The organism is Kribbella sindirgiensis (assembly GCF_004331435.1).
In the GTDB taxonomy this organism is placed as follows: domain Bacteria; phylum Actinomycetota; class Actinomycetes; order Propionibacteriales; family Kribbellaceae; genus Kribbella; species Kribbella sindirgiensis.
In genome coordinates this window covers 169,593-194,063 of the sequence record NZ_SJKA01000004.1, presented here as the reverse complement: position 1 = coordinate 194,063, position 24,471 = coordinate 169,593, and the positions used below count along the sequence as shown (strand labels likewise).

General features: G+C 69.1%; 26 protein-coding genes. 16 read left to right on the top strand and 10 right to left on the bottom strand.

What is annotated here, in order from left to right; all coding sequences use genetic code 11:
• Nucleotides 1-10 precede the first annotated feature (10 nt).
• Entirely contained in the window at nt 11-1,069 is a 1,059-nt protein-coding gene (locus tag E0H50_RS12770) for a glycoside hydrolase family 130 protein (protein ID WP_238150929.1), read from the top strand.
• The gene (locus tag E0H50_RS12765) at nt 1,066-2,958 is read left to right on the top strand and encodes a hypothetical protein (RefSeq protein ID WP_131287420.1); all 1,893 of its coding nucleotides are present in this window, start codon (nt 1,066-1,068) and stop codon (nt 2,956-2,958) included. The genes E0H50_RS12770 and E0H50_RS12765 overlap by 4 nt, the downstream gene beginning before the upstream one ends.
• Here the strand turns inward: E0H50_RS12765 and E0H50_RS12760 are convergent.
• Nucleotides 2,939-3,964 carry an aminoglycoside phosphotransferase family protein gene (locus E0H50_RS12760; RefSeq protein WP_131287418.1) on the bottom strand — a complete coding sequence of 342 codons (1,026 nt, stop codon included), beginning with the start codon at nt 3,962-3,964 and terminating at the stop codon, nt 2,939-2,941. The two genes, E0H50_RS12765 and E0H50_RS12760, sit on opposite strands and share 20 nt — an antisense overlap.
• A gap of 12 nt (nt 3,965-3,976) precedes the next feature.
• Complete coding sequence (locus E0H50_RS12755; protein WP_238150928.1) at nt 3,977-4,684, bottom strand: helix-turn-helix transcriptional regulator; 708 nt, start codon at nt 4,682-4,684, stop codon at nt 3,977-3,979.
• A 63-nt stretch (nt 4,685-4,747) separates the two neighbouring features.
• On the opposite strand from E0H50_RS12755, the gene E0H50_RS12750 reads away from it, so the two are divergent.
• A complete protein-coding gene (locus E0H50_RS12750; protein ID WP_165547087.1) occupies nt 4,748-5,155 on the top strand; it encodes a cupin domain-containing protein in 408 nt (135 codons plus the stop codon).
• A 1-nt stretch (nt 5,156) separates the two neighbouring features.
• On the opposite strand, the gene E0H50_RS12745 is transcribed toward E0H50_RS12750, so the two are convergent.
• The 3 genes from E0H50_RS12745 to E0H50_RS12735 form a co-directional block, all read right to left on the bottom strand.
• Nucleotides 5,157-5,954, bottom strand: a complete 798-nt coding sequence (locus E0H50_RS12745) for a VanW family protein (RefSeq protein WP_238150927.1) — start codon at nt 5,952-5,954, stop codon at nt 5,157-5,159.
• Nucleotides 5,955-6,146: 192 nt separating this feature from the next.
• A complete protein-coding gene (locus E0H50_RS12740) occupies nt 6,147-6,740 on the bottom strand; it encodes an Rv3235 family protein (protein WP_131287413.1) in 594 nt (197 codons plus the stop codon).
• A 286-nt stretch (nt 6,741-7,026) separates the two neighbouring features.
• Nucleotides 7,027-8,151 (bottom strand): LysM peptidoglycan-binding domain-containing protein, encoded by a 1,125-nt coding sequence (locus tag E0H50_RS12735; protein ID WP_202868117.1) that lies wholly within the window; start codon nt 8,149-8,151, stop codon nt 7,027-7,029.
• 169 nt (nt 8,152-8,320) lie between these two features.
• Between E0H50_RS12735 and E0H50_RS12730 the strand changes: the two genes are divergently transcribed.
• Nucleotides 8,321-8,869 (top strand): hypothetical protein, encoded by a 549-nt coding sequence (locus E0H50_RS12730; RefSeq protein ID WP_131287411.1) that lies wholly within the window; start codon nt 8,321-8,323, stop codon nt 8,867-8,869.
• A gap of 150 nt (nt 8,870-9,019) precedes the next feature.
• On the opposite strand, the gene E0H50_RS12725 is transcribed toward E0H50_RS12730, so the two are convergent.
• A complete protein-coding gene (locus E0H50_RS12725; protein WP_131287409.1) occupies nt 9,020-9,268 on the bottom strand; it encodes a helix-turn-helix domain-containing protein in 249 nt (82 codons plus the stop codon).
• 173 nt (nt 9,269-9,441) lie between these two features.
• Between E0H50_RS12725 and E0H50_RS12720 the strand changes: the two genes are divergently transcribed.
• The 5 genes from E0H50_RS12720 (at nt 9,442) to E0H50_RS12700 (ending at nt 14,236) form a co-directional block, all read left to right on the top strand.
• Complete coding sequence (locus E0H50_RS12720; protein ID WP_131287407.1) at nt 9,442-10,101, top strand: CpaB family protein; 660 nt, start codon at nt 9,442-9,444, stop codon at nt 10,099-10,101.
• On the top strand, nt 10,101-11,378 hold the full coding sequence (locus E0H50_RS12715) for a CpaE/TadZ family protein (protein ID WP_131287405.1): 1,278 nt from the start codon (nt 10,101-10,103) through the stop codon (nt 11,376-11,378). Before E0H50_RS12720 ends, E0H50_RS12715 begins: the two co-directional genes overlap by 1 nt.
• 98 nt (nt 11,379-11,476) lie before the next feature.
• Nucleotides 11,477-12,271, top strand: a complete 795-nt coding sequence (locus tag E0H50_RS12710; protein ID WP_131287403.1) for a DUF4097 family beta strand repeat-containing protein — start codon at nt 11,477-11,479, stop codon at nt 12,269-12,271.
• 73 nt (nt 12,272-12,344) lie between these two features.
• Nucleotides 12,345-13,001, top strand: coding sequence for an HAD family hydrolase (locus E0H50_RS12705; RefSeq protein WP_131287401.1), 657 nt, complete (start codon nt 12,345-12,347; stop codon nt 12,999-13,001).
• Nucleotides 12,998-14,236 (top strand): glycosyltransferase 87 family protein, encoded by a 1,239-nt coding sequence (locus tag E0H50_RS12700; RefSeq protein ID WP_238150926.1) that lies wholly within the window; start codon nt 12,998-13,000, stop codon nt 14,234-14,236. The genes E0H50_RS12705 and E0H50_RS12700 overlap by 4 nt, the downstream gene beginning before the upstream one ends.
• Here the strand turns inward: E0H50_RS12700 and E0H50_RS12695 are convergent.
• Both E0H50_RS12695 and E0H50_RS12690 read right to left on the bottom strand, forming a co-directional pair.
• Nucleotides 14,197-15,516 (bottom strand): hypothetical protein, encoded by a 1,320-nt coding sequence (locus tag E0H50_RS12695; RefSeq protein WP_131287399.1) that lies wholly within the window; start codon nt 15,514-15,516, stop codon nt 14,197-14,199. The genes E0H50_RS12700 and E0H50_RS12695 overlap by 40 nt on opposite strands.
• Nucleotides 15,513-16,007 carry a cupredoxin domain-containing protein gene (locus E0H50_RS12690; protein ID WP_131287397.1) on the bottom strand — a complete coding sequence of 165 codons (495 nt, stop codon included), beginning with the start codon at nt 16,005-16,007 and terminating at the stop codon, nt 15,513-15,515. The genes E0H50_RS12695 and E0H50_RS12690 overlap by 4 nt, the downstream gene beginning before the upstream one ends.
• Before the next feature lie 169 nt (nt 16,008-16,176).
• Here E0H50_RS12690 and E0H50_RS12685 point away from each other — a divergent pair, with 169 nt between their 5' ends.
• The 4 genes from E0H50_RS12685 to E0H50_RS12670 all read left to right on the top strand — a co-directional run bounded on the left by E0H50_RS12685 (nt 16,177) and on the right by E0H50_RS12670 (nt 19,574).
• The gene (locus tag E0H50_RS12685) at nt 16,177-17,634 is read left to right on the top strand and encodes a WS/DGAT/MGAT family O-acyltransferase (RefSeq protein ID WP_131287395.1); all 1,458 of its coding nucleotides are present in this window, start codon (nt 16,177-16,179) and stop codon (nt 17,632-17,634) included.
• The gene (locus tag E0H50_RS12680; protein WP_131287393.1) at nt 17,631-18,152 is read left to right on the top strand and encodes a DUF6912 family protein; all 522 of its coding nucleotides are present in this window, start codon (nt 17,631-17,633) and stop codon (nt 18,150-18,152) included. The genes E0H50_RS12685 and E0H50_RS12680 overlap by 4 nt, the downstream gene beginning before the upstream one ends.
• 16 nt (nt 18,153-18,168) lie before the next feature.
• Nucleotides 18,169-19,095, top strand: a complete 927-nt coding sequence (gene ku, locus E0H50_RS12675) for a non-homologous end joining protein Ku (RefSeq protein WP_131287392.1) — start codon at nt 18,169-18,171, stop codon at nt 19,093-19,095.
• A gap of 89 nt (nt 19,096-19,184) precedes the next feature.
• Nucleotides 19,185-19,574, top strand: coding sequence for a VOC family protein (locus tag E0H50_RS12670; protein WP_238150925.1), 390 nt, complete (start codon nt 19,185-19,187; stop codon nt 19,572-19,574).
• 5 nt (nt 19,575-19,579) lie between these two features.
• Here the strand turns inward: E0H50_RS12670 and E0H50_RS12665 are convergent, their stop codons facing one another.
• Nucleotides 19,580-19,969: a nuclear transport factor 2 family protein gene (locus E0H50_RS12665; protein WP_131287388.1), complete on the bottom strand. Its 390-nt coding sequence runs from the start codon at nt 19,967-19,969 to the stop codon at nt 19,580-19,582.
• Nucleotides 19,970-20,018: 49 nt separating this feature from the next.
• Here E0H50_RS12665 and E0H50_RS12660 point away from each other — a divergent pair, with 49 nt between their 5' ends.
• The 3 genes from E0H50_RS12660 to E0H50_RS12650 all read left to right on the top strand — a co-directional run bounded on the left by E0H50_RS12660 (nt 20,019) and on the right by E0H50_RS12650 (nt 23,716).
• A complete protein-coding gene (locus E0H50_RS12660; RefSeq protein WP_131287386.1) occupies nt 20,019-20,564 on the top strand; it encodes a TetR/AcrR family transcriptional regulator in 546 nt (181 codons plus the stop codon).
• A 122-nt stretch (nt 20,565-20,686) separates the two neighbouring features.
• Nucleotides 20,687-22,315 carry an L-glutamate gamma-semialdehyde dehydrogenase gene (gene pruA / locus E0H50_RS12655; protein ID WP_131287384.1) on the top strand — a complete coding sequence of 543 codons (1,629 nt, stop codon included), beginning with the start codon at nt 20,687-20,689 and terminating at the stop codon, nt 22,313-22,315.
• A 348-nt stretch (nt 22,316-22,663) separates the two neighbouring features.
• Nucleotides 22,664-23,716, top strand: coding sequence for a hypothetical protein (locus tag E0H50_RS12650; RefSeq protein ID WP_131287382.1), 1,053 nt, complete (start codon nt 22,664-22,666; stop codon nt 23,714-23,716).
• Between the two features lie 2 nt (nt 23,717-23,718).
• Here E0H50_RS12650 and E0H50_RS12645 read toward each other — a convergent pair whose 3' ends face one another.
• Nucleotides 23,719-24,351 carry a TetR/AcrR family transcriptional regulator gene (locus E0H50_RS12645; RefSeq protein WP_131287380.1) on the bottom strand — a complete coding sequence of 211 codons (633 nt, stop codon included), beginning with the start codon at nt 24,349-24,351 and terminating at the stop codon, nt 23,719-23,721.
• Between the last annotated feature and the right edge of the window lie 120 nt (nt 24,352-24,471).

Genomic DNA, 24,471 nt, shown 5'->3' with positions numbered 1-24,471 from the left:
AAGGTTTCCTGTGACTGTTCCCTACACCCTTACTCGCGTCGGCGTGCTGATGACGGCCGAGCCGGGCAACAACCTGGAGGCCGAGGGGGTGCTCAACCCCGCCACCGGGCACACGCCGGACGGTCAGCTGTACCTGCTGCCCCGACTGGTTGCTAACGGCAACGTGTCACGGGTCGGCCTGGCCGCCGTCGAACTCGAGGACGGCGTACCGGTCGGTGTCCGGCGCGAAGGTGTCGTGCTCGCACCGGACGAGGGCTGGGAGCGCGGCACGAACAACGCCGGCGTGGAGGATCCGCGCGTCACGTTCGTTCCGTCCCTCGGGCTGCACGTGATGACCTACGTCGCCTACGGTCCGCTCGGGCCGAAGCCGGCCCTCGCGGTGTCGTCGGATCTTCGGGAGTGGCGGCGGTTGGGTCCGCTGCACTTCGAGTACCAGCCCGATCTGGACACCGACCTCAACCTGTTCCCGAACAAGGACACCGTTTTCTTCCCCGAGCCGGTGCCGGGTCCGGACGGCGAACCGGCGTACGCGATGCTGCACCGGCCGATGTGGGATCTCGGATGGTTCCGTGAGGGCGAGGGCGTGCACCTGCCGGCGGGTGTCACCGACGACCGGCCGGGGATCTGGGTGTCGTTCGTCCCCGTCGCGGCCGTCGAGGCCGATCTGCGGAACCTCGTCCACCTGCGTCAGCACCGGCTGGTGGCGATGTCGGAGTACCCCTTCGAGGAGTTGAAGATCGGCGCCGGTCCGGCCCCGCTGCGGGTCCCCGAAGGCTGGCTCGTCATCCACCACGGCGTCACCGGCGAGCAGCCGGAAGGCTTCGACCCCACCACGCAGAAGGTCTGCTACGCGGCGGGAGCGCTGATCCTCGACCCCGACGACGTCACCCGGGTCGTTGCCCGGACCACCGAACCCCTGATGGTCCCGGAAACCGAAGCGGAAAAAGTCGGAACGGTAGGAAACGTTGTTTTCCCGACTGCTATCGAAGAGGTCGACGGCGTGCACTACGTCTTCTACGGCATGGCCGACGCCGCGATCGGTGTCGCCAGATTGGACCGGTTGACATGAACCTGACCCGCCGCACCGTCCTCGGCGGAGCACTCGCGGTGGCCGCCGCCTCGACAGTTACTCTTCCCGCTGCTGCCACCACTCGCCTGACCAATCTCGCCCACCTCGACTTCCTCCGCGCGTCGGTCTCGCCTCCTGCCGCCGCGGGCCACACGACCTACGGGTCCGGGCCGCTGGGCGTTCTGTGGACGTACGCCGACCACCAGGCGGACGGCTCGTACCGCCGGATCGGTGGTGGGACCTACGACCCGGCGACGAACACCTACGGACAAGGCGCGTACAACGCGGACGACATCGCGCGGGCCGCCGTCGTCTACCTGCGGCACTGGAAACTCTTCCACCAGGCGCCTTCGCTGCAGACCGCCCGGGACCTGCTGCGGGCCCTCACGTTCCTGCAGTCGCCGAACGGAAACGTCGTGCTGTGGATGCAGCCCGACGGCACCCTCAACCCGAGCGCCGAGCCGGTCGAGCTTCCCGATCCTTCCGACTCCGGGCCGTCGTACTGGCTGGCGCGGACCGTCTGGGCGTTGGGGGAGGGGTACGACGTTTTCCGCCGTACCGATCGAGCGTTCGCCGGCTTCCTCCGGGATCGCCTCGAGTTGGCGATCGCTGCTCTCGAACGCCAGGTGCTGATCCGCTACGGCCAGTACAACGTCGTCGACGGCCGCCGCCTGCCCGCGTGGCTGATCGTGAACGGCGCGGACGCCACCTCCGAAGCGGTCCTCGGTCTCTCGGCGTACGTCGCCGCCGGCGGATCTCCGCGCGCCCGTCGAGCCCTCACGCGGTTCGCCGAGGGCATCGCCCAGATGCAGGCCGGCTCGACCCGTGAGTGGCCGTTCCGCGCGCTCCTGCCCTGGGGCGAGTCGATCTCCGACTGGCACGCCTGGGGCGCCCAGATGTCCTCGGCCCTCGCCGCCGCGGCGGCCACGCTCGACGAAAACGTTTTCCTGACCGCGGCGATCGGTGACACGGCCGGCTTCACCCCGCTCCTGCTCACCGCCGGCGGACCCGACAACGGCTGGCTTCCGGCGCCGATCGACCGCTCCCAGATCGCGTACGGCGTCGACGCCCGCCTGCAGGCGCTGCTCGCGATCGACCGCCCCGGCCAGAAACACCTCGCCGCCTTCGTCGCCGCCTGGTATTTCGGCGCCAACCGCGCCGGCCAACCCATGTACGACGCGACCACCGGCCGCACGTACGACGGCATCTCGGGCGACGGCGTGATCAACCGCAACTCCGGCGCCGAGTCGACGATCCACGGTCAGCTCTCGATGCTCGCCCTCGACGCCCGCCCGGACATCACCCGCCTGTCGGGCGCATCGGCGTACGACGGGCTGCAGGTCGTCGAAGCGGAGACGGCCACGGGCGGTGCGGTCGTCGTACCACCCTCGGCGTGGACCGGAGAATCCCAATGGAGCAACGGGTCCTACCTCTCCGTCGACGGTACGGCGACGTGGACCGTGCCACCGTCGGCGCAGCCACGGCTGGTTCTCCCGGTCGTCAACCTCGTTGACACACCTACGCCGGCTCGGACCACCTGGACGAGCGGCGGCCGCACTCTGGGCACACTGGTGCACGTCTGCGGCCCGCAAGGCATTTCGGCCGCACCTGGCGCGCTTCAGCCGCTGACACTCGCCAACCCGCTCCCTGCCAACGCGACCACCCTCAGCGTGCAGTCGACGGGTACAGCTCAGCTTGACGCAGTACTGCTGCTGCCAACGATCAGTAGCTTCCGGATCGGTACGGCGACGTTGCTGGTCAGCGTTGATACCCGTCCGCGCGTGGTCGCGGCTAGCGGGCACGCCTACACGTACGACTCCGGCGGCCGCCTGGTTGCCCGCGGCAAGCCACTTGTCGTACCTGGAGGTTTCACCGTCGTGCTCGGCTGAGCGCCTCGGCACACCAGTCAGCAACGAACAGCAAGGCCTGTCCACGCTGGTGGAACAGGTACCGGCTGTCGACCTGGCGGTGGTAGGCGTTGTGCGTCGTGTCCGCGGCCCGGCCCAGCAGGCCGGGTAGCAGCCAGGCGTACTTCACACCGGACGCCATCACCGCCAGGCGCACCTGGTCCGGGTCACCGCGCCAGCCGGCCTCGTGCAAGCCGTCGAGGTAGTTGGCGATGCAGGTCTCGGCCAGCTCGGGAAGGCGCTCGGCCGGCCAGAACAGGTCGAACACCGCGTCCGGGATGTAGTTGCCGATGTCCTCGCCGAGCGCGCCGTCACCGAGGAACGACCAGTCGAACAGCGCGAGCTCACCGGTCGGCCGCTGGATCACGTTCGACACCCAGAAGTCGAGGTGGCAGCGGGCGCGCGGGAGGGTCGCGACGAGGTCGAGCAGTGCATCCCGATGGACCAGCAGACCGGTCCAGGCTTCGCGCAGTTCGGCCGGCCAGGTCTCGCGGATCAGCGGCTGCCGCCAGGCCGCGTCGTCGGTCATCAGCTGCCAGGGGACGTCGCGGGTCGTCGAGTAGTCGCGCAGGAAGCCCGTCGACGTCCACGGCCGTTCGGGTGCGGGGCGGGCCTGCCAGCGGCCGCAGGCGCGGGCGAGCGCCGCGTGTTCCGCAAGGCTGAAGTGTGTTCCCGGCGTACCGGCGATGTCGTCCATCAGGAGTACGGCGCCGTCAGGCCGCTCGTCGACCTCGGCGGCGGGGAGGACCAGTCCGGCGTCGGCGAGTTGGTCGCGGAGCTCGTCGTCGCGGTAGACCTCGAGTTCGCGGCGCCAGTAGTTCCAGTGCCGCGGCTCGGTCGACGCCGCCCACGGCCCGGATGAGTCGCTCGGCCGCCGCAGTTCCTTGCGTACGGCGGTCCGCCCGTCGGCGTACGTCACCCGTTCGACGTTCGCCGTCACCGCGTTGAGCGGGTTGTGCCGCAACGTCGTCGTACCGACTTCGGTCATGAGAAGAGTTTGTCAGCCCAAGAGGATCTTCGGTGGCAGACCGGTGAGGGCTTTCACATCGCGGGTGAAGTGCGCCTGGTCGGCGTACCCGGTGAGTACGGCGACGTCGGCGAGCGGGAGGCCGGTGCGCGCGTGGTCGAGGGCAACGTTCATCCACAGGACCCGGTCGAGTGTCTTCGGGCCGTAGCCGAAGGCGTCCAGGCAGCGCCGGTGCAGTTGCCGCTCGCTGAGACCGATCGTCGCCGCGAGACGGGAGACACCGGCGGTGCCGCGAAGCAGGCCGCCGCGGACACTGCGCAGTACATGCGCGGTCAGCCGGTCGGTGGGGTCCTCGAGCAGTTTCGCGACCTCGAGGTCGAGCGCTGTCGCGCGGTCGGGCGCTGCCCGGATTCGGTCCAGTAGACGCCGGCTGCGGTTCGGCGACCACAGATCGGCGAGGCGGACCCGCTGGTTCAGCAAATCGCGGGCCGGTACGCCGAGGAAACCCGGCGCGGCGCCCGGCGCGAACCGGATCCCGGCGTACCGCGTGCCCCGCGGCGCGCTGCCGGTCCAGGCGCAACTGTCCGGACCGGCGACGATCAGGTCGTCGTCCATCAGCAGCAGATCCATACAGCCGTCGGGGAGGATCCGGTACTCACCGCCCTCCGCCGTCCGTGTCCACAGGTCGGCGCCGGCGATGCGCGCCGGGCGCTCCCGGTACGGCTCGACAGCTACAGTCACCTCTCCAGTCTGCTACGCGCCGCCGACAGTTTGCTGTTGGCCGTTCGGGGCATAAGAGGTCCTGTGACGCGACGTGACGACCTGTCAGGGGTTCCGCTGCTCGGGCGGACGATCGCGCCGGAGGGATCCGGCCTCGTTCTCGCCGAGTGGGAGGCCGCGGGACGTACGTCGGACGCGGTGGCGTGGCAGGCGCCGCTGCATGTGCATCACACCGACGACGAGGCCTGGTACGTGCTGTCCGGGACGATGCGGATGCGGATCGACGGCGAGGACTACGACGTACCGGCCGGGTCCGGGATCGTCGGGCCGCGCGGGGTGCCGCACACGTTCGGCAACCCGGGCGAGGAGCCGGCGCGGTACGTGCTGGTGATGTCGTCGACCACCCACGCGATGCTGCGCGAGTTGCACGGCGGGTTCTCGGGGGATGTGGCGGCGCTGTTCGAGAAGTACGGGTGCTCGCTGCTCGGGTGATTCAGAGCAGGACGTCGAGGACTGGTACGTCGACCGGCAGGTACTTGACCAGGGCAACGTTCTCGCGGATCAGCTCGTCGCGGACCGGCGTACCCGTGCGGCGATCGATCACGGTCCGCCAGATCTCGTTGCGCCGGAAGTAGTCCGCGCCGACCCGGAGGAACCGCTCTTCCTTGGCGAACACGCGGTACGACTCCGCGCTGTCGGCCTCGGCGCGGATCTCGCCCTCGAGATAGCGGTCGCCGACGTCGACGCGCAGCTGGAACGCCTGGTCGGTGTCGTTGCGGAACTGCAGGTCCACGTAGTTGTAGACGATGCTGCAGCCCACGCCCCACGGCAGTACCCGCCCGTTGTCCGGGAACGGGTCGAAGCTGTGCGTGGACCGCTGCGTCACGGTCAACGGCGAGTGCAGGACCATCCAGTGCAGCAGGTTCGCCAGCTGGCAGATGCCGCCGCCGATACCCGGCTTCGCCTGGCCGTTCGACAGGCGCATGCCCTTCACGTAGCCCTTGCGGCGGGTCGCGTTGCCGACCACCTTGTTGAAGGAGAACGTCTCACCCGGCCGGATCACCAGCCCGTCGACCTGTGCACAGGCGAGCCTCAGATTCGTCACCTTGTTGTGCTGCATCCACATCTCGGTCTCCCCGAGTTGGCGCAACAGCAACGACTTGTGCCGCTTGATCCTGATCGGAAGGTCGTTCACCTGGCGCGTCCCGGCGTACGGCGTCCTGGACGTCATCCACTCCAGCCGCTTCGCAGCACGGTGGTAGCGCACCGCCAGCGGATACAACACACGCACGCGCTCGCTCCACCGCCGGCGACGTACCGCGGGCAGAACCCGCTCCCGCTCAGCCGCGGTCAACTCCCGCACATCAACCTGCCACGCAGCCGCACTCTGCAACATGCCATTCCCCCGAACCAGACGACCCCGGCCACCGTACGCCGCCCCAGCAGCGGCCAGATGACGAAATACCCACAATCAAATTGCGCTCTACCCGAGTTCGAGTGCGGTGCAGACCCAGCGGTTGCGGCGGACCTCCAGCCGAAACGCGACCGCCCGCGAACGCTGCCCGTGCCGCACATGCGCGGCGACCTCGGCGATCCGCGGCTCCGGCATGAACACCCGCACCGAACGCACGGTGCTCTTCTCGTTCGCGCCACGAGTGCCCGCGGTCGAGTTCATCCCGAGCATCCGCACCCGCCGGTTCAACTCCATGAACACCACGTCGTCGGTGAACCGCACCAGCTGCGAAATCGGCCGATCCCCCGCCAGCACCTCCGAAACCGCCTGAGCCAACCGAGCCCCCCAAACCCGAACCTCCGGCAACACCGGACCCGCCCCCGGCACCCCCGCCCTGGCGAGGGCGGTGTCGGTTGGCTTGAGCGGCGCCTGGGCCCCGTCAGGTTGCCCAGGCGCCGCGACCGAGTGCGTGACGCCTGCAACCGACGGCACCACGCTGTCCTCCTCTTCTGGAGCAGCGGTCAACGGTGGCACCGACACGACACCGAGGCGCGTGATCGCCTGCAACCGCAGCGCCAACGCCCCATCGGTCAGCTCGCCGGCGTAACGCGCGGTCGCCGGCACAGCGTGCTCACCCCCGACAACCGACGCCAACCGAGGCCGAGCCACCGCAGCCAACATCCCCACCACATCCACCGGCGTGCCAGTAGCCGGAGTGTCAGCGGCTGCAGGCTTGGTTGTCGGGGCATCTGTGGCGGTGGGGACAGCGTGAGGGGCAGGCGATGTGGTTGGGGCGGCCATGGGAGCCTCCGTTGCGTCCTGGTGGGTGGGGGCGGCGGTGAGCGGAGCAGTGGGCTGGGGGTGTTCCAGCGGGAGGTCTTCCGGCTGGAGGCGGTGGGGCTGGCTCATGTCACTGCTCCTGGGAGTGGGGCGGGAGGTGGTCGCCGGTGGGTACGGGCGGGATGCGGAGTACCTGCCCGGGGAGGATGAGGTCGGGGTCGTTCCCGATCACGTGGCGGTTCGCGGCGTACCAGTCCGGCCAGCGGGCGGCGATCGCTTCGGCGGTCGCGCTCGGGCCGAGTTCACGGGCGGCGAGGCTCCAGAGCGAGTCGCCTTTCCGTACGACGACCCGCACGGGAACGGCCGCCCGCAGTTCCGTGTACCGGGTCGGCGCACCAGCCGTCGGCCGATCCGGCACCCCCACCCGAGCCCGCCCGCCCACGGGCGCGTCGTTCCCGCCCTTCTCTCCGTTCGTGGGCAGGTGATTCCCGTTCTTCGGGGAGTCGGTGGGAGCTGCAGGCCGCCCAGACGCCGTACGCCGGTCCGTGGTCGTGCGGCTGGTGGCCTCATCGGGTGTCGTCGGGGCGGTCAGGTGGACTTGGGAGGGTGGCTCGGTAGCGCGGTGGTTGGGCTGCGGCGTGCTGCCCAGCTCGACCGTGGAGCGGGGCTCGGTCGCTCGGTAGTCGTCGGTGTTGGCCGTGCTCTCGGTGCCGCGCACGGCGGGCTCCTGGCCGCCGAGCTGCACGGTCGACGCGGGCTCAGTGGCGCGATAGTCGGCGCGCGGCCGGGTGACCTGCTCCGGCGCGGTCTCGGAGCCGCCGAGTTCGACCGCCGAGCGGGGTTCGGTGGCGCGGTAGTTGTTCGTGGTGGCGGGGTTGGTCCATTGCTGGACGTGGGCGGTGTCGCTGGGGGCGGCGTGGGCCGCGCTGACGGTCAGGGGAGTGACGGCGGCTACGCCGAGGCCGGAGCGGAGTAGGGCTCGGGCGGTCTTGGTGGTGATCCGGCCCGCGATGGCTCCGGCGAGAGCGCCGACCGCGCCCGGGATCTGCTCGAGTGCCGTGAGTACGACGGCCAGCACCAGCCACCCGTACGCGATCCAGGCGACCGTCCCGACGGCGAGAACCGTCAGCGAGTCCAGGTCGTAGGTCCGCAGGCCGCTGATCGAGCCGGCGGTGAACCACCGCAGGAGCAGGCCGAGGCCGACCAGACCTGCCAGCGCGAGCGTGCCTTTGATCACCCGGATCATCGCGTTCATCCCGCTTCGCCCCCGACCTATGAGTTTGCGTTAGTTTGCTTTGGCTTGACCACTATAGACCGGTACTACGTCAGCTTTGCAAGTCCTTAACGCACGCTGCGTTGGTTTCCACGGCGGACGGTGACGGTCGCGGGGCGCGGTGGAGCCCGGGACCGGTAGGTTCACGGTCATGCGGTGGGATGCGTTGTTCGCGGACCTGGAGTCGCAGTTCGAGGCGCTCCAGGAGAGCGATCTGTACGGCGAAGTGGCCGATCGGATCCGCGCCGAGGTCGGGAAGATCACGGTGCTGGACCGTCTGCGCGGGGCGGTGAACACCGTCGTACGCGTCGAACTGATGGACGCGGAGCCGGTCCGCGGGCTGCTCAGCCGGGTCGGGAAGGACTGCCTGCTGCTCGAGACCGAGCGCTACGAGGAGTGGCTGATCCCGGTCGACGCGCTGGTCGCCGTACACCGGCTCGGGCCGTGGGCGGAGCCGGCGGTCGGAGCTGTCGAGGGGAAGCTCGGCCTGACGCATCTGCTGCGGGGGATCGCGCGGGATCGCTCACCGGTCACACTGTTCTGCAGTGCGGGAGGTCCGGTCACCGGCACCATCGACCGCGTCGGCGCCGACTTCTTGGAGCTCGCCGAGCACCCACTGGACGCCCCCCGCCGCCGCAGCGAGGTCTACAACGTCCGCCTGGTCCCCACCCAAGCCCTCCGAGCCCTCCGCCGCCGCTAACCCCCGGCCAGCACACCCCGCCTGGACTCCCCGACCATCCACCGTGCCAGTGCACCCCTCCCGGAGGCGCGGAACAGGTTATTGCTTGTTTCCAGACCCCACTTCCTGTGCCCTGCCCCTCTAGCGCCAGCCCGCTGAGAGAGGCGGAAGTCAGAGGTTGGCGTCCTCGGTGGTGTCGACCTCTTCGCCGAAGGGGTGGGTGTCGATGAACTGTTTGGTTTCGGTGTAGAGGCGTTCGATGTACTTCTCCAGCTCGGCGGACTCGACGCGCCATTGGCCGCGGCCGCCGATCTTGACGGCGGGGATGTCACCGCGGCGGACCAGTGCGTAGACCTGGTTCGCGGAGATGTTGAGGACCTCGGCGACGTCGGCGAGCTGGAGGAAGCGGGGACCCGGCATCGTCGTACTCCTTCGGATAGTGGCTGGTTTCTTCAGTTTGCCACGGTTGGCGGGTGGATCGCCGAGTTTGTCCCCAGGCCATGACAGCCTGTGGATGACCGTTCACCCTGCGAGCGGCGAGCAGGCAGAATGTCCCGGGATCGGGATCCAAAGACGCCGACTGGGGAGACGAAGTGGTCGAGACTGCAGTGCGAAGTGGCTTCGGCGCGCCGGCCGCACCGGCCCAGCGCAACCGGAAGGCGCGCTGGAAGGACGGCCGCCTGGTGCTCGGCGTACTGCTGGTCGCCGTCACCGCGCTGGCCGGGGCCAAGCTGCTGTCGTCCGCCGACGACACCACCACGATCTGGGCGGCCAAGCACGAACTGAAGGCCGGGACCCCGCTCACCGACGACGACCTGACCACGGTCAGGGTCCGTTTCACCAGCGGTGACGACTCGGCGCGGTATCTGGCCGCCGACGCCGATCTGAAGGGTCTGGTCGTCGGCCGCACGGTCGGTCAGGGCGAGTTCGTGCCGAAGGACGCCGCCGTACCCGAGTCCGACCAGGACCGCACCGAGTTCCCGCTGTCGGTCGCGGCCGGCCGCCTCCCGTCCGACACCGCGCCCGGCGATGTGGTGGACGTGTGGGTGGTGCCGAAGGAGGAGGGGCAGCCCGCCCGGCCGTTGTGGAGCAGTGTCCGCGTGCTGCAGATCGACTCGGTGAAGGGCGTGTCCGGCGGTTCGGCGCGCAGACAGGTGACCATCGCGCTGGCCTCGGCTGATCTTCCCCGGATCCCGGCCGCTCTCACCGCGCTCAGCGCCGGCGAGCCGACCCTGGTCCGGAAGGACAGCTGATGTCGGTCCCAGTGTTGCTGGCCGTGACCGGGGCTCCGTGGGAAGCAGATGTCGTACGCCGGACCGAGGGCGCTCCCGGGATCCGGATCGTACGGCGCTGTGTCGATGTCGCTGACGTGATGGCGGCGGCTGCGAGCGGCCAGGCCCGTGCGGTGCTGCTCGCCGACGCGTTGCCGCGGCTGTCGTCCGACGCTGTCGCCGCCCTGTACGCCCGCGGTATCGCCGTGCTCGCCCTGGTCGACCCTCTGGAGACCGGTGCGCCGTTCGGTGCCGAGGACCGGCTGAGCCGGATGGGAATCGAGCGGATCCTGCCCGCCGACGTGAGTCCCGCGGATCTCGGCCGCGCGATCTCCGAGGCGGTCGAGGCCGGCCCGCCGGTCACGAGCTCGCACTTCGCGGGCGGCTTCGTCCCGCTCTCGCCGGAGAACGCAGGCGACCCGCAGCCGCCTGCCTTTCCGCAGGGCACGGGCAGGCTGGTCGCGGTCTGGGGACCGACCGGCGCGCCCGGGCGGACGACGGTCGCGGTGAATCTCGCCGCTGAGCTGGCCGCGAAGCGGGTCCCGACGCTGCTCGCGGACGTCGACGTGTACGGCGGGACCGTGGCGCAGATGCTCGGGATGCTCGACGAGACCTCCGGTCTGGCCGCCGCGGCACGCTCGGCGTCGAACGGCTCGCTCGACATGGTGATGCTCGCCCGGCACGCCCGCGAGATGAACCCGCACCTCCTGGTGCTGACCGGCCTCAGCCGGGCCGACCGGTGGACGGAGCTGCGGCCCGCTGCGGTCGAGGCAATCTGGTCGACCGCGCGCACGCTGGCCCCGATCACGGTGGTGGACGCCGGGTTCTGTATCGAGACCGACGAGGAGATCTCGTTCGACTCGCTGGCGCCGCGGCGCAACGGGGCGACCGTGGTGACGCTCGAGGAGGCCGACGAGGTCGTTGTCGTCGGTACGGCGGACCCGGTCGGTCTGACCCGCCTGATCAGGGCGGTTCACGACCTGCGCGCCGTCGTACCGTCCGTCAACACCCGAGTGGTGGTGAACCGGCTGCGGTCCGGGTCGCTCGGCGGTTCACCGGGTGACGCGGCGCTGGACGCGCTGCGGCAGTACGCCGGGGTCGACAACGCAGCCCTCCTGCCGTACGACCTGAGCGCGGCCGACACCGCGGTCGCGCACGGGCGCAGCCTGGCCGAGGCCGCGAAGTCGAGCAAGCTGCGGAAGGCGTTCCAGCAGCTCGCCACGGCGGTGGCCAACGACCTCCATTCCGTCCCTGCCTGACGCCGGAACCAGGGTCGAGTTGGGGGATATCCCCGCCGACAGCAGGGCCGCGATGTGCCAGTGTTGGAAGCACTTCGACCTGTACTTGAGGGAGCGTCATGTCCGATGTCCAAGGCCGGCCGCGGAGCTCGATGAGCGTCGAGCGGCGGTACGGGATCGCGATCTCCGTCGCTCTTATCCTCGGCGGGGCGTACTGGGCGCTCACGGGGCTGACCGAGGGCACCAAGAACAGCCAGACCAGCTACCCGGTGCAGGGGAATGCGCTGCTCGTGAAGGGCGGCTCCGCGACGATCGAGGTACGGCCGGGTGACGGGACCGAGGTCAAGGTCGACCGGCAGTCCGAGCGGAACGTGTTCGGCTCGGATCCGGACGAGACGTACAGCGAGAGCGAAGGCAAGCTCGAGCTGGACAGCGGCGGGTGCGGATTCCTGTCGTTCGGGTGCAAGACGACGTACGTGCTGACGGTGCCTCGGGATGTGAAGCTCACGGTGGAGAGCAGCAGTGGGCGCATGACGGTCACCGGCATCGAGGGCGCGACCCAGCTGAGGTCGAGTTCGGGTGATATCGAGGCGCATGAGATTCGTGGGCCGCTGGATCTGAAGTCGAGCTCCGGTGATCTCGAGGCGGACGGGATCGGTGCGACGTCGGTGACGACGCACAGCAGTTCCGGGAGTACGTCGCTGGACTTCAGCGTCGCGCCGCAGACGGTCGAGGCCAAGACGAGTTCCGGGGATGTTTCGATCCGGATCCCGTCCGGGACCGAGGCGTACAAGGTCGACACCGACACGTCGTCGGGTGACGAGTCGGCCAACGTGAAGATCGATCCGGGCGCGACCCGGACGATCACCGCGAAGACCTCATCCGGTGATGTGAGCATCGAATACAACCGCTGAACCAAGGTTGACAGCGTGTGACGGGCAGGGTCGGGAGGGTGAGGGCGACCGTCGGCTGAGTAGGCTTGCGCGCATGGTCGAGGAGCGGTCGGTGCCGCGTGGTCTGCTGGTGGACTGGGGCGGTGTGCTCACCTCGGGCCTGGAGCCGGCGTTGCGGCGCTGGGCGGAGCTGGACGATTTCGACTTCGACTCCTACCTCGAAGCGGTCATGAAATGGCTGCCCAACGAGACCGTGACCGCCGAGCTCAACCCGGTGCACGCCCTCGAACGCGGCCAGATCGCCGTCCCCGACTTCGAGCGCAAACTCGCCGCGATCCTGGTCCGCCGCGACGGTACGCCGGTGCCCGCGGAGGGACTGATCGAGCGGATGTTCGCGCACTTCGAGCACCAGCCCGCGATGTCCGCGCTGGTCCGCCGGGTCAACGAGCACGGGATCCGGACCGCGCTCCTGTCGAACTCCTGGGGCAACACGTACCCGCGGGACACCTGGGACGGGATGTTCGACGACATCGTCATCTCCGGCGAGGTGGGCCTGCGCAAACCCGAGCCGGAGATCTTCCGGCTCGCCGCGGGCCGGCTCGGCCTGGAGCCGGCCGAGTGCGTGTTCGTCGACGACATGGAACTCAACGTCGACGGGGCCCGTGCGGTCGGGATGACCGCGATTCTTCACACCGAGTACGACGAGACCCGGCGAGCGCTGGAAACCCTGTTCGGAGCCGACCTGACGTGACCGTGACCACCCCTGCATCCTCCCCAACTCGTCCGGCCGGTCGTCGTCGCGTCGTCATCGCGATCGCCGGATGCGCGATCCTGGTGGCGCTCGGCGCCTGGATCGGCCATCTGTACGGCGGCATGATCGACCTGCGCGTCTACCGGATGGGCGGCTCGGTGCTGCTGCACGGCGACTCGCTGTACGACGCGAAGCTCCCGGGCGGCTCGAACCTCCCGTTCACGTACCCGCCGTTCGCCGCGATCGCGATGGTCCCGCTGGGCGCCGTACCGTGGGGTGTCGCGCTGGTGGTCTGGACGACGATCTCGGTGCTGTGCACCACCGCGCTGTGGCGGGCCAGCCTGACGAAGACGTTCTGGTCGTTCGTGACCCAGCGCAAGCGTACGGCGGTGCTGATCGCGCTGACCGTGCTGTCGCTGCTGCTCGAGCCGGTCTGGCAGACGATCCAGTTCGGCCAGATCAACCTGTTGCTGACCGCAATGATCCTGCTGGACCTGATCCGCCCGAACGACGCGCGCCTGCGCGGGTTCTGGCTCGGTGTGACGATCGGCGTCAAGCTCACCCCGCTGCCGATCCTCGCGTTGCTCGTGGTCACGAAGCAGTGGCGTGCGCTGCGCAACGCCGTACTGGGGTTGCTCGCGACGATGGCGATCGGGTTCGCGATCGTGCCGCACCAGTCGTGGCGGTACTGGACCGACGTGATCCTGGACGCGAACCGGGTCGGCGGGCTCGCGTACACCGGCAACCAGTCGTTCAACGGTTTCCTGCACCGGATCGGTGACGAGGCGAGCTGGGTGCAGCCGACCTGGTTCGTGCTGTCGGCCGTGTTCGGGTTGGCGGTGCTGTGGCTGGCCCGCAAGTACTGGCTCGCCGACGAGCGCGTCACCGCGATCTCCGTGATGGCGCTCGCGGTCCTGTACGCGTCACCCATCTCGTGGAGTCACCACTGGGTGTGGATCATCCCGCTCGGCGTCAGCCTGATCCGCGGCATCAACCGTGTCTGGGGCCTCAACCCCGCGGTCGTCACCGGCGTACTGTTCTACGGCCTGTTCGTCCTGCGCTCGATCTGGTGGGTCCCCTTCCGCGACGACCGCGAACTCGACTGGACCTTCTGGCAGTCGATCCCCGGCAACTCGCACCTGATCGTCGGAATGATCGCCTTCATCCTCCTCGCAATCACAAGCCGCGGCCTGCGTCAGGACGAGAACAGTAAGAGCAGGCCGGCGCAGGTGTAGCCGACCATGACGATCAGTAGGGGGAGTTGGCCGGCTAGGGCCTTTGTGCGGGGGAACAGAGCTACTGCGCGGTCGTGGGCGGAGACGACGCCCAGGAGGTGGCCGCAGACTACTGCTGCTACCTGGATGACCGAGATTGCCGTGCTGTGGTTGGTGATGCCGGTGTTCACCGCGAGGAGGCCGGTGCCGAAGATGTTGGCGCCGTTGCTCAGGGGGTCGCTCAGGTAGATCAGCGTCCGCTGACCCTCCAGGATGAACAGGGTCAGGTAGTGCGCGACGACGTACCCGAAGGCGATCGGTACGACGGAGTGCGCGAACAGGCCCGGTAGTGAGGTCCGTGAACTGTCGGAGAGCCGGCCGGCCAGGACCGTCGCACCGGAGTACGTGATCAGCACGAACAGGACGAAGACGATCAGCGCGCCGGTCCCGAGCCAGGTCATCGAGATGTCCTGGTTCTGCGCCCAGCCGATCCACGCGGACGAGTTCGAGAAACCGTCGTACGCCGTCGAGCCGAGCAGAGCGGCGACCATCCCCACGAGTCCGGGTTGCGCGCGCAATCCGTCGAGGTTCTCCAGCGGCCGGCGGAGCACCAGACGCCCGTCGGTACGGCGACCCCACGGGGACAGGCGCGACATCAGGGTCGCGTACACCTCGAACGGATCGCCCTGCGCGAACCACCGGTCCCCGAACAGGACCGCTCCGAACAGCGTGATCACGACGTACAGCGCGATCCAGGCCTGCAGGACCGGGATCGTGGCGCGGTCCGGCGCGACCAGTTCCAGCCAGGTGAACGCGAAGATGCCCAGCGCGGCCGGCCACAGGCCCACCCAGGCCGGGAGCTCGAGCAGGCCCTTGGACGGCGGCTGGCGGAGCAGCTTCGAGAGCAGCAGGTGCACGGTGCGCAGCGGGTTCAGCGTCCGCCAGACCGGGCCGAAGACCAGGGAGATCGGCACCAGCCCGACCCAGACCAGGATGTAGATGAAGCCGAAGATCGGGTTCGTCAGCCGGTCGACGCCGAACGTCAGCGACACCATCGCGTACAGGAAGGTCGCCAGCCCGAACAGCCGCACGATCCACCGGAACCAGCCGGCGTCGACGGTCCGGGTGATTGCGATCGGCAACGGTACGCCGGACGCGTTGCCGCGGTACTTCGGACTACGCCAGGCCAGCCCGAGGACGACGAAGGACAGCGCGACCGCGACCGCGGCCCCACCGACCGCCAGCCCGAACGGAACCGGCAGGTCCTGACGCCCCCCGATCCCGTGGAGGGGAATCATCATGAGACGACGAGCTTGGCGACCAGCTTGCCGCTCTCGTGGGTCTCGACCTCGAAGGTGCCCTTCATGTTCGCGGTGAACTTGACCGAGGCGGGCTTGCCCGGAGCGAGCTGCAACTCCTTGTCGTACCCGTGGATGTGCAGCTGGTCGGCGGCGTCGCTGATCGCCTTCACCAGCACGGTCTGGCCGGCCTTCACCTTGATCGTCGCGCCGCTCGGGTTGACCTTGCCGTTGGCAACGGTGACGTCGACGGTGACGTCGGCCTGCTCACCCGACGGGTCGGCGGTGTTCGACGGCGAGGTCGGGTTCGGCTTGCCCGGGGTCGGGGTGCCGGTCGGGACGGTCGGCTCGGTCGATGCCGGCGTACTGGCCGGGGCGCTCGGGGAGGGAGTGGTGGTGCCGCCGGTGGAGTCCCCGCCGCAGCCGGCGAGGACCAGCATGCCGAGTGCGGGCAGAAGAGCGGTGGCGGCACCGCGAGTGAGCGTCGAACGCATCGGTCCAGGAGCCTTTCAAGGGGTCATGTGACATATCCAGGTGCGTGACGCACCCTCTTGCCTGACGAACACGGATAGCTCAGTGTTCCCGTACGGCCAGTGTCGCAGCCCACTGTCGGTCGAGGCAGCTAGGGTGAGAATCCGTCGAACTGAGAGGAAGGTGACCGCCGTGCCCGACCGGTTGACGTCGCTCGACCTCACCTTTCTCAAGGCCGAGTCGCCGGCCACCCCGATGCATGTCGGGACGGTCGACATCTTCGAGCCGCCGGTGCACGGTGACGAGGGGTTCGACTACGAGAGCCTGGTGGCGCTGATCCGGGACCGGATCACGTTCGTGCCGAGGTACCGGCAGCGCGTCCAGCAGGTGCCCGGCCGGTTCGCCGGGCCGGTGTGGGTGGACGACGAAGAGTTCGACATCACCTTCCATGTCCGGCGCTCCGCCCTGCCGCGCCCCGGGACGCACGCGCAGCTGCTCGAGCTGGTCGCCCGGATCATGTCCCGGCGCCTCGACCGGGCCCGTCCGCTGTGGGAGATGTACCTCGTCGAGGGCCTGCAGGGTGACCGGTTCGCGATCATCGCGAAGTCCCATCAGGCGCTTGTCGACGGCAACAGCACGGTCGACATCGGCCAGGTCGTGCTGGACTCGACGGCGCACCCCAAGGACACACCGACCGACACCTGGCAGCCGGAGCACCCGCCGTCCGCGCTGGAGCTGCTCGCCGGGGTGTTCGCCGACGCCACCAAGCATCCGAGTGCCGTCCTGGAGCTGGCCCGGGCCGAGATGGCCAGCCTGACCGGCTCGACCTCGGTCCGCGAGGTGCTCGGCGGCGTGGTCGGCTCGCTGGTCGCGCAGCGGCACGCGCAGGAGAGCTCACTGCACGTGAAGACGTCGGGTCAGCGGCGGTTCACCACCGTGCAGACCGGCCTGGAGGACTACCGGACCATCCGTGCGGCCCACGGCGGCACGGTCAACGACGTGATCCTCGCCGTGGTCGCGGGCGCGTTCCGGGCCTGGATGATGACCCGCGGCGAGGGCGTCGGTCCGACGCGGAGCGTGCGCGCCGTGGTCCCGGTCAGCATCCGCGACGACGAGGACGACGAGCCCACCTCGCTCGGCTCCCGGGTGATCGCCTCCAGCGTGAACCTGCCGGTCGGCGAGAACTCCCCGGTCATGCGGCTGCACCAGATCTCGTACCAGACGAAGGTGCACAAGGACACCGGCCGCGCGGTCAGCGCCCGTTCGCTGGTCGGGATCGCCGGGTTCGCCCCGACCACGCTGCATGCACTCGCCGCCCGGGTCGCGACCGCCACGGTCCGGCCGATCGACGACGTCGTGATCACCAACGTGCCGGGTCCGCAGTTCCCGCTGTACGCGCAGGGCGCCCCGATGCTCGCGTCGTACCCGGTGGTTCCGTTGATGCCCGGTCAGGGCCTGTCGGTCGGCGTCACGTCGTACGACGGGAAGGTGTACTACGGTCTGAACGCGGACCGCACCGCCATGCCGGACCTGGCCGTTTTCGCCCAATGTGTGACCGATGCGCTGGACGAGTTGCTGGACACCACCAAGGGCAGCCGGAACCGGGCGTCCCGGGGCCGGAAGAAACAGACCAAGAAGGCGGGCTCATGAGGGTCTACGTCCCATCCACGCTCGCGTCGCTGAGTGCGGTGTGCAACGCCGGCGAGATCGGCCCGGCGCCGCTGACGGCGTACGGCGTGACGCCGGCGCTGCGCGAGTGGTACGTCGAAGGCGACGACGAGGAGCTGGAGTACGCCGCGATGGCGCAGGCGGCTCGCGCCTCGGTAGGACTGCTGGCCGCCGATCCGGGGACGGCACGGAGACGGGTGGTGATCGCGGCCGAGGTCAGCGCCGTGCCGCCCGCGGACGGGTCCGTGGAGCTCGGCGACGCCCGGCTGGAGCTGCATGTGGTGATTCCGTGGCGGTCGGTGGCGTCCGTGCATCTGGACGCACCGCAGGCGACCACGGTGATCGGTAAGGCCGCGGACCTCTGGGAGGCCGCACGCAACGGTGACGACGACGCGGTGTTCGCCCTGGATTCGTGCGAAGGTGAAGACCTGATGTGGTACGCGACACAGGAGATCCCCGATCTGCTCGCGGCGGAGGGGCCGCGTAGCGGGCTGAGCTGACAGGGAGCTGATGGCGATGCAGGCGATCTGGAAGGGGGCCATCTCGTTCGGGATGGTGACGATCCCGATCAAGGTGTTCTCCGCGACCGAGGAGAAGGACATCTCGTTCCGTCAGGTGCACGTCGCCGACGGGGGCCGGATCAAGTACAAGCGGGTGTGCTCGATCGACGGCGAAGAGGTGCCGTACTCCGATATCGGCAAGGGGTACGAGATGCCGGACGGCCGGATGGTGGTGCTGGACTCGGACGACTTCGCCGACCTGCCGCTGTCCAGCAAGAAGGTCATCGACGTGCTGGAGTTCGTGCCGGCCGACCAGGTCGACCCGCTGTACCTGGGGAAGTCGTACTACCTGGCGGCCGACGGCGGACCTGGTGCCAAGCCGTACGTACTGCTCCGGGACGCGCTCGAGGGCTCCGAGCTGTATGCGCTGGTCAAGGTCGCGCTGCGGTCCCGGGAGAGCCTGGGGCTGCTGCGGACGGTCGACGACGTCCTGGTGCTGCAGGTGATGCTGTGGCCGGACGAGATCCGGGACAAGGCGTTCGCGGCGCCGCCGGAGGACGTGGAGATCCGGTCCCAGGAGAAGGCGATGGCGTCGTCGTACATCGACACGCTGCGCGGTGAGTTCGACCCGGACCAGTACCACGACGAGTACCGGCAGGCGCTGGAGAAGGTCGTTCAGGCGAAGGCCGAGGGGGTGCCGCTGCCGGAGTCCGAGGAAGAGGAGGCGGAGGGCGCCGAGGTCGTCGACCTGGTGGCCGCGCTGCGCGCCTCGGTCGAGGCCGCGAAGGCGCGTCGAGCGGGCGGTGGGTCCGGTGCGGCCGAGGCTCCGAAGGCACCCGCCAAGAAGGCCGCGGCGAAGAAGGCCCCGGCCAAGAAGGCGGCCGCCGCCAAGAAGACCCCGGCGAAGAAAACCGCCAAGAAAGCCACGAAGAAGAGCGCATGAGCGAGCGCAGCGAGCGAACAGAGGGTAGAGCCGAGCGGACTGAGATTCCTAAGGATGCTTCGGAGATTCCGGATGATCCTGGTGCTCCGGTGGTTGCGGCTGGGGCGTTTCTGCTCGAGCTGATTCCGGTGCCGGTGTCCGATATCGATCGGGCGAAACGGTTCTACTCCGAGCAGTGCGGATTCACTGTCGACGTGGACGTGTCGCCGGCCGACGGCGTCCGCGTCGTACAGCTGACGCCGCCCGGCTCGTACTGCTCGATCAGCCTGCTCAAGGGCCTGCCGATGGCGGACATGGCGCCAGGATCTCTGCGCGCGCTGCATCTGGTCGTGAAGGACATCGAGGCCGCACGGCAACAGCTCATCGGCCGAGGCGTCAAGGTCGGCGAGACCGAGGACCTCGGCGGTGTGTACTACGCCTGGTTCGAGGACCCGGACGGCAACACCTGGGCCCTCCAGCACATGCCCTGGCGCCGCTAGCGGAACTACCGCCCCAAGGGACGACGCCTGGGAACCACCGTCCGGCGGCTGATCAGCCAGCCGTCGGGCGTCCGGACCACCACGTCCTCGTAGACGAGACTCGCGCAGCTCCCGTTCGCCATGATCCCGATGGCCTTGGACCGAGCGGTGACCTCGTCGGGCCCGACCTGGGTCAGCACGATGTTGGTCACGTGATGCCCCACCGGATTGTTCTCGCCCAGTGCGAGCCCGGCCTCCCACAGCGCGGCCCGCCCGGCGATCACACCACCCCCGAGCCCCGACACGTCGTACTCGACGTCCGGCGTGAACAACGCGTCGTACCGCTCGCCGCTGTCGACGAGATGCCCGTGCAGATTGATCAGGTCGGTGATGGCGATCCGGTCGGCCGCGTCCATCGTCGCTCCTAACTGGGGAAGTCCCCGATTAGTGCTAGTGTAACCGAGGATGTCCCCACTTAAGCCCCTCCGGGCCGACGCCCGGCGGAACCGCGACCAGCTGATCGGCACCGCGCGGACGGTGTTCGCCGAGGTCGGCACGCACGCGCCGCTGGACGAGATCGCGCGCCGTGCCCAGATCGGCAACGCGACGCTGTACCGGCACTTCCCGACCCGCGACGACCTGATCGTCGCGGTGTACGCCGAGGAAGTCGCGGAGCTGTGCGAGGTCCCCGAGACGGGCGACCCGCTCGACGGACTGTTCGACTGGTTGGAGGCGTTCGTCCGCCATGTGACCGAGAAGGGCGATCTGGCTCGTAGTCTCGAGCCGTCGGCGCGGCGGTCCGGCCTGCACGAACAGTGGCATGCGGCGATGTCCGAGACGGTCGGGCGGCTCGTCGACCGGGCTCAGCGGGCGGGGGTGCTGAGGGCGGACGTCGACCCGATGGACCTGCTGCAGATCGCCGCCGGAATGGCTGCCGCGGAGCCGGCCAGGGTGCGACGGATGCTGCACATGGTGCGACGTGGAGTGGGTACTTCCCGACCGGACCAGTAGGTCTTGTGGTCGGTTCTGTGGTCAGGTTCGTTTCCCGTGGTGAGTCATGGCACCATGCTTGTGTCATCAACGGGCAGGCCGCCCACCCACACCGGCCCCCACCCAGTAGAGGAGCTTGCACCATGGATGCGGTTACCGCTGTTCCGACGCCTGCCAACGAACCCGTCAAGGGGTATGCGCCTGGTTCCGGGGAGCGTGCGAGCCTGGAGGCGAAGCTCAAGGAGTTCAGCGCGGCGGGAGCGATCGATCTGACCTGCACGATCGGTGGCGAGCAGCGGGTGGGTGGCGGTGCGCCGATCGAGGTGGTGCAGCCGCACAAGCACGCGCATGTGCTGGGCACGCTGGGGAACGCGACCGAGGCCGACGGCCGGGCGGCGGTGGAGGCGGCGCTGGCGGCGGCTCCGTCGTGGCGTTCGCTGTCCTTCGACGACCGCGCGGCGATCTTCCTGAAGGCCGCCGACCTGCTGGCCGGCCCGTGGCGCGACACCCTGAACGCGGCCACCATGCTGGGCCAGTCCAAGACCGTGCAGCAGGCCGAGATCGACGCCGCCTGCGAGCTGATCGACTTCCTCCGGTTCAACGTGGCGTTCGCGCGGCAGATCGTCAGCGACCAGCCGATCTCGTCACCGGGCGTGTGGAACCGGGTCGACTACCGGCCGCTCGAGGGCTTCGTCTACGCGATCACGCCGTTCAACTTCACCGCGATCGCCGGCAACCTGCCGACCGCGCCGGCGCTGATGGGCAACACCGTCGTGTGGAAGCCGTCGCCTACGCAGCAGTTCGCGGCGCACTGGACGATGCGGCTGTTCGAGGCCGCCGGCCTGCCGGCCGGTGTGATCAACCTGGTCACCGGTGACGGCATCGACGTCAGCAAAGCGGCGCTGACCCACCCGGACCTGGCCGGTATCCACTTCACCGGCTCCACGAAGACGTTCCAGTCGCTGTGGGGCACGGTCGGCGCGAACATCGCGTCGTACAAGACCTACCCGCGGCTGGTCGGCGAGACCGGCGGCAAGGACTTCATCCTGGCGCACCCGTCCGCGGACCCGGCGGTGCTGAAGACCGCGATGGTGCGGGGCGCGTTCGAGTACCAGGGGCAGAAGTGCTCGGCGGCGTCGCGTTCCTATGTCCCGCGCTCGGTGTGGAACCTGATCAAGGACGACATCGTCGCGGAGACCGAGTCGCTGACCATGGGTGACGTGACCGACCTGTCGAACTTCATCGGTGCGGTGATCGACGACCGTGCGTTCGCCAAGCACAAGGTGGCGCTGGACCGGGCCCGGGCGACGGACTCGATCGACGTTGTCGCCGGTGGCACGTACGACGACAGCGAGGGGTACTTCGTCCGCCCGACGCTGCTGGTCTCCGACGACCCGACCGACGAGATCTTCACGACCGAGTACTTCGGGCCGATCCTCGGCGTGCATGTGTACGACGACGCGGACTACGCGCGCGTGATGCAGGGCATGGAGCACTCGGCGCCGTACGGGCTGACCGGCGCTGTCATCGCGCAGGACCGGCATGCGGTGGCGGAGGCGGCGGAGTACCTGCGGTTCGCGGCCGGGAACTTCTATGTGAACGACAAGCCGACCGGTGCGGTGGTCGGGCAGCAGCCGTTCGGTGGCGCGCGGGCGTCCGGTACCAACGACAAGGCCGGTTCGATGTGGAACCTGATCCGGTGGGCCTCGCCGCGGTCGATGAAGGAGACCTTCGCGCCGCCGACCGACTACCGCTACCCGCATCAGGGTTGAGAAACAAGAAGCAGACGACTATCTAGCGTTCCGGCGCGGGCGGTTCGCGACATAGGTCCGGAGCAGGTGCCGCGCCGGTCAGCTGTAACCGGGGGTAGGGGGCGTGTGGGGAGTTCTACCCTCCCGATTCGGGCAGTAGCGCTCCCCGGTCCTGGTGGAAAGTCTCCCCAAACCGGTTTGGGGAGACTCTGTGCGTGAACTGGGGAGCGGCGGCACTTGCCGAGCTGCGTTGAGGACATGCGCCCCCGCCGGCGGACAACCAGCACCCCGCACCAGGGCTGAGTCAGGGTTTTCCCGGGAATCGGGCCGTGGTGGGAGTACTGCGGTCAGCGTCCTCGTTTCACCGGTATGCATGCGACCGATCTGCACCTCGAACCGAACGAAGCCTCCGACCTGTGCCGCGTCTTCACGCCTGACGTGCTGGCGCGGCACGGCTGGGACAGGGCGTTCGTCACCGTCCTGGACGAGACGACCGCGGAGGACGCGCTCGCGTTGCTCGTGCACGCCGCCGGAGCGGCACTGGACGAGGGCTGGTCGGCTCGGCGGATCCACGCCGACGGAGGCCTGAGCGCGGGCAAGACCGAGGACGCCGAGGCCTGCGCCGCCCGCGACGGCTACGTGTACCTGCTCGGTTCGCAGTTCGGGAAGAAGGCCGGGCCGCTGTCGGCCAAGCGGTCCTGGATCGCGCGGGTCGCGGAGCAGTCGATCGCTGGTGACGGGCCGGTCTCGCTGGAGATCGTGCGGTTCCGGTTCGGTCTGCATCGGGCGGTGAACGACGCGCTCGCGGACGTCGAACTGCTCCCGGTCGGGGAGCTCGGACGGCAGGCGTACGTCGAGTCGACGATCGCTCGTGGACAGCTCAAGGCCAAGAGCTGGGACGGTACGGTGCGTCCGGCCGATCATCCGATCAACGTCGAGGCCGCCGAGTTCCGTGCCAACGGCAACCTTTTGCTGGGGTTGCGGTACCCGGTGACGGCTGACGGGCATCCGCTGCTGGTGGAGCTCGAGAACGTCGGTGAGCTGTTCGACGATCGGGACGCCCTACCGCGCTGCGGCAACGTCTGGGTTCTTGGCGATGCCGGCAGTGTGGAGGCACCGGCGGGGCTGCGAGCTCTCGATACGCGGGGCGGCGATGTGTTCGACGCCGTGGTGGGGGATCTCGACGCGTCGGGTAAGTCGGCGACGGTCCTCGCGGACCACCCGGAAGGTGCCCGCGCGGACTCCGAGCACATCCGCTTCGAGCTGCCGTCCGAGTCCGGCGGGGTGGTCGGGAGCAAGCTGGTCCACCACTTCGGCGATGTCCGCCGGGTCGAGGGCATCGCGGTCGACGACGAAGGCCACGCGCATTACGTCATCGACGAGGAAGGGCACGTCGCCCTGCGCACGCTCGTGTTCGACTGAGGTCAGGTCGCGAGGCCCCGCCGTACCGTGATGTAGAAGGTGGTCAGGTCGTCGATCAGCGCCTCGACCTGCGGCGGGGCGCTGAGGTCCGCGTCCAGCAGCCAGTCGGAGACCAGGTCGAACATGCCGCCGATCAGCCCGATCGCGACGCTGTGCCGGGCCGTGCGCTGCTCGTCGGGCTGCGGTCCGTCGTACCGGTCCCAGAGCTGGACGAGGAAGCCGGCCGCCCAGCGCCGGTTGATGCGGCGCTGCCGTTCGACCGACTCGGAGATGCCGGACGCCATCCCGAAGGTGACCTTGGTGATCCGCGGATCGTCGACCAGCGCGTGCACGAAGATCGCGAGCAGCCGCGGAGCCTCCTGCCGCTCGTTCCCGGTCGCCTGCGCGGCGGCGCCTTCCATCAGCGCCTCGAGGCGTTCGGACGTCCGCCGGAGCAGCGCCAGATAGCACTCCTCACGGCTGGTGAACAGCTCGTAGAAACTCTTCGTCCCGATGTACGCCGTACTGCAGATCTGCTCGATGGACGTACCGAGGTATCCGTTGTCGGCGAACAACTTGAGTGCCGCGTCCAGCAACTGCTCGCGGCGTTCGGCCCGGCGCTGCCCGGCGTCCAGTCCCCGTATCGTGCGACCCATGCGCAGGACACTACCCCGAGTGGCGGATTCGTAACCGACTGATCTTGTTATGAATACGAGCTCTTGTTTATAACCTGCCGACGTGCTCCACTACCCGTGATCCAGTGATCACTCATCGAC

Bases quoted from the DNA above. Each gene is read 5' to 3' on its own strand.
- E0H50_RS12765 (WP_131287420.1), top strand. From the start codon at position 1,066: ATGAACCTGACCCGCCGCACCGTCCTCGGCGGAGCACTCGCGGTGGCC.
- E0H50_RS12760 (WP_131287418.1), bottom strand. From the start codon at position 3,964: ATGACCGAAGTCGGTACGACGACGTTGCGGCACAACCCGCTCAACGCG.
- E0H50_RS12735 (WP_202868117.1), bottom strand. From the start codon at position 8,151: ATGAACGCGATGATCCGGGTGATCAAAGGCACGCTCGCGCTGGCAGGT.
- E0H50_RS12730 (WP_131287411.1), top strand. From the start codon at position 8,321: ATGCGGTGGGATGCGTTGTTCGCGGACCTGGAGTCGCAGTTCGAGGCG.
- E0H50_RS12725 (WP_131287409.1), bottom strand. From the start codon at position 9,268: ATGCCGGGTCCCCGCTTCCTCCAGCTCGCCGACGTCGCCGAGGTCCTC.
- E0H50_RS12715 (WP_131287405.1), top strand. From the start codon at position 10,101: ATGTCGGTCCCAGTGTTGCTGGCCGTGACCGGGGCTCCGTGGGAAGCA.
- E0H50_RS12710 (WP_131287403.1), top strand. From the start codon at position 11,477: ATGTCCGATGTCCAAGGCCGGCCGCGGAGCTCGATGAGCGTCGAGCGG.
- E0H50_RS12705 (WP_131287401.1), top strand. From the start codon at position 12,345: ATGGTCGAGGAGCGGTCGGTGCCGCGTGGTCTGCTGGTGGACTGGGGC.
- E0H50_RS12695 (WP_131287399.1), bottom strand. From the start codon at position 15,516: ATGATGATTCCCCTCCACGGGATCGGGGGGCGTCAGGACCTGCCGGTT.
- E0H50_RS12690 (WP_131287397.1), bottom strand. From the start codon at position 16,007: ATGCGTTCGACGCTCACTCGCGGTGCCGCCACCGCTCTTCTGCCCGCA.
- E0H50_RS12680 (WP_131287393.1), top strand. From the start codon at position 17,631: ATGAGGGTCTACGTCCCATCCACGCTCGCGTCGCTGAGTGCGGTGTGC.
- ku (WP_131287392.1), top strand. From the start codon at position 18,169: ATGCAGGCGATCTGGAAGGGGGCCATCTCGTTCGGGATGGTGACGATC.
- E0H50_RS12665 (WP_131287388.1), bottom strand. From the start codon at position 19,969: ATGGACGCGGCCGACCGGATCGCCATCACCGACCTGATCAATCTGCAC.
- E0H50_RS12660 (WP_131287386.1), top strand. From the start codon at position 20,019: ATGTCCCCACTTAAGCCCCTCCGGGCCGACGCCCGGCGGAACCGCGAC.
- pruA (WP_131287384.1), top strand. From the start codon at position 20,687: ATGGATGCGGTTACCGCTGTTCCGACGCCTGCCAACGAACCCGTCAAG.
- E0H50_RS12650 (WP_131287382.1), top strand. From the start codon at position 22,664: ATGCATGCGACCGATCTGCACCTCGAACCGAACGAAGCCTCCGACCTG.
- E0H50_RS12645 (WP_131287380.1), bottom strand. From the start codon at position 24,351: ATGGGTCGCACGATACGGGGACTGGACGCCGGGCAGCGCCGGGCCGAA.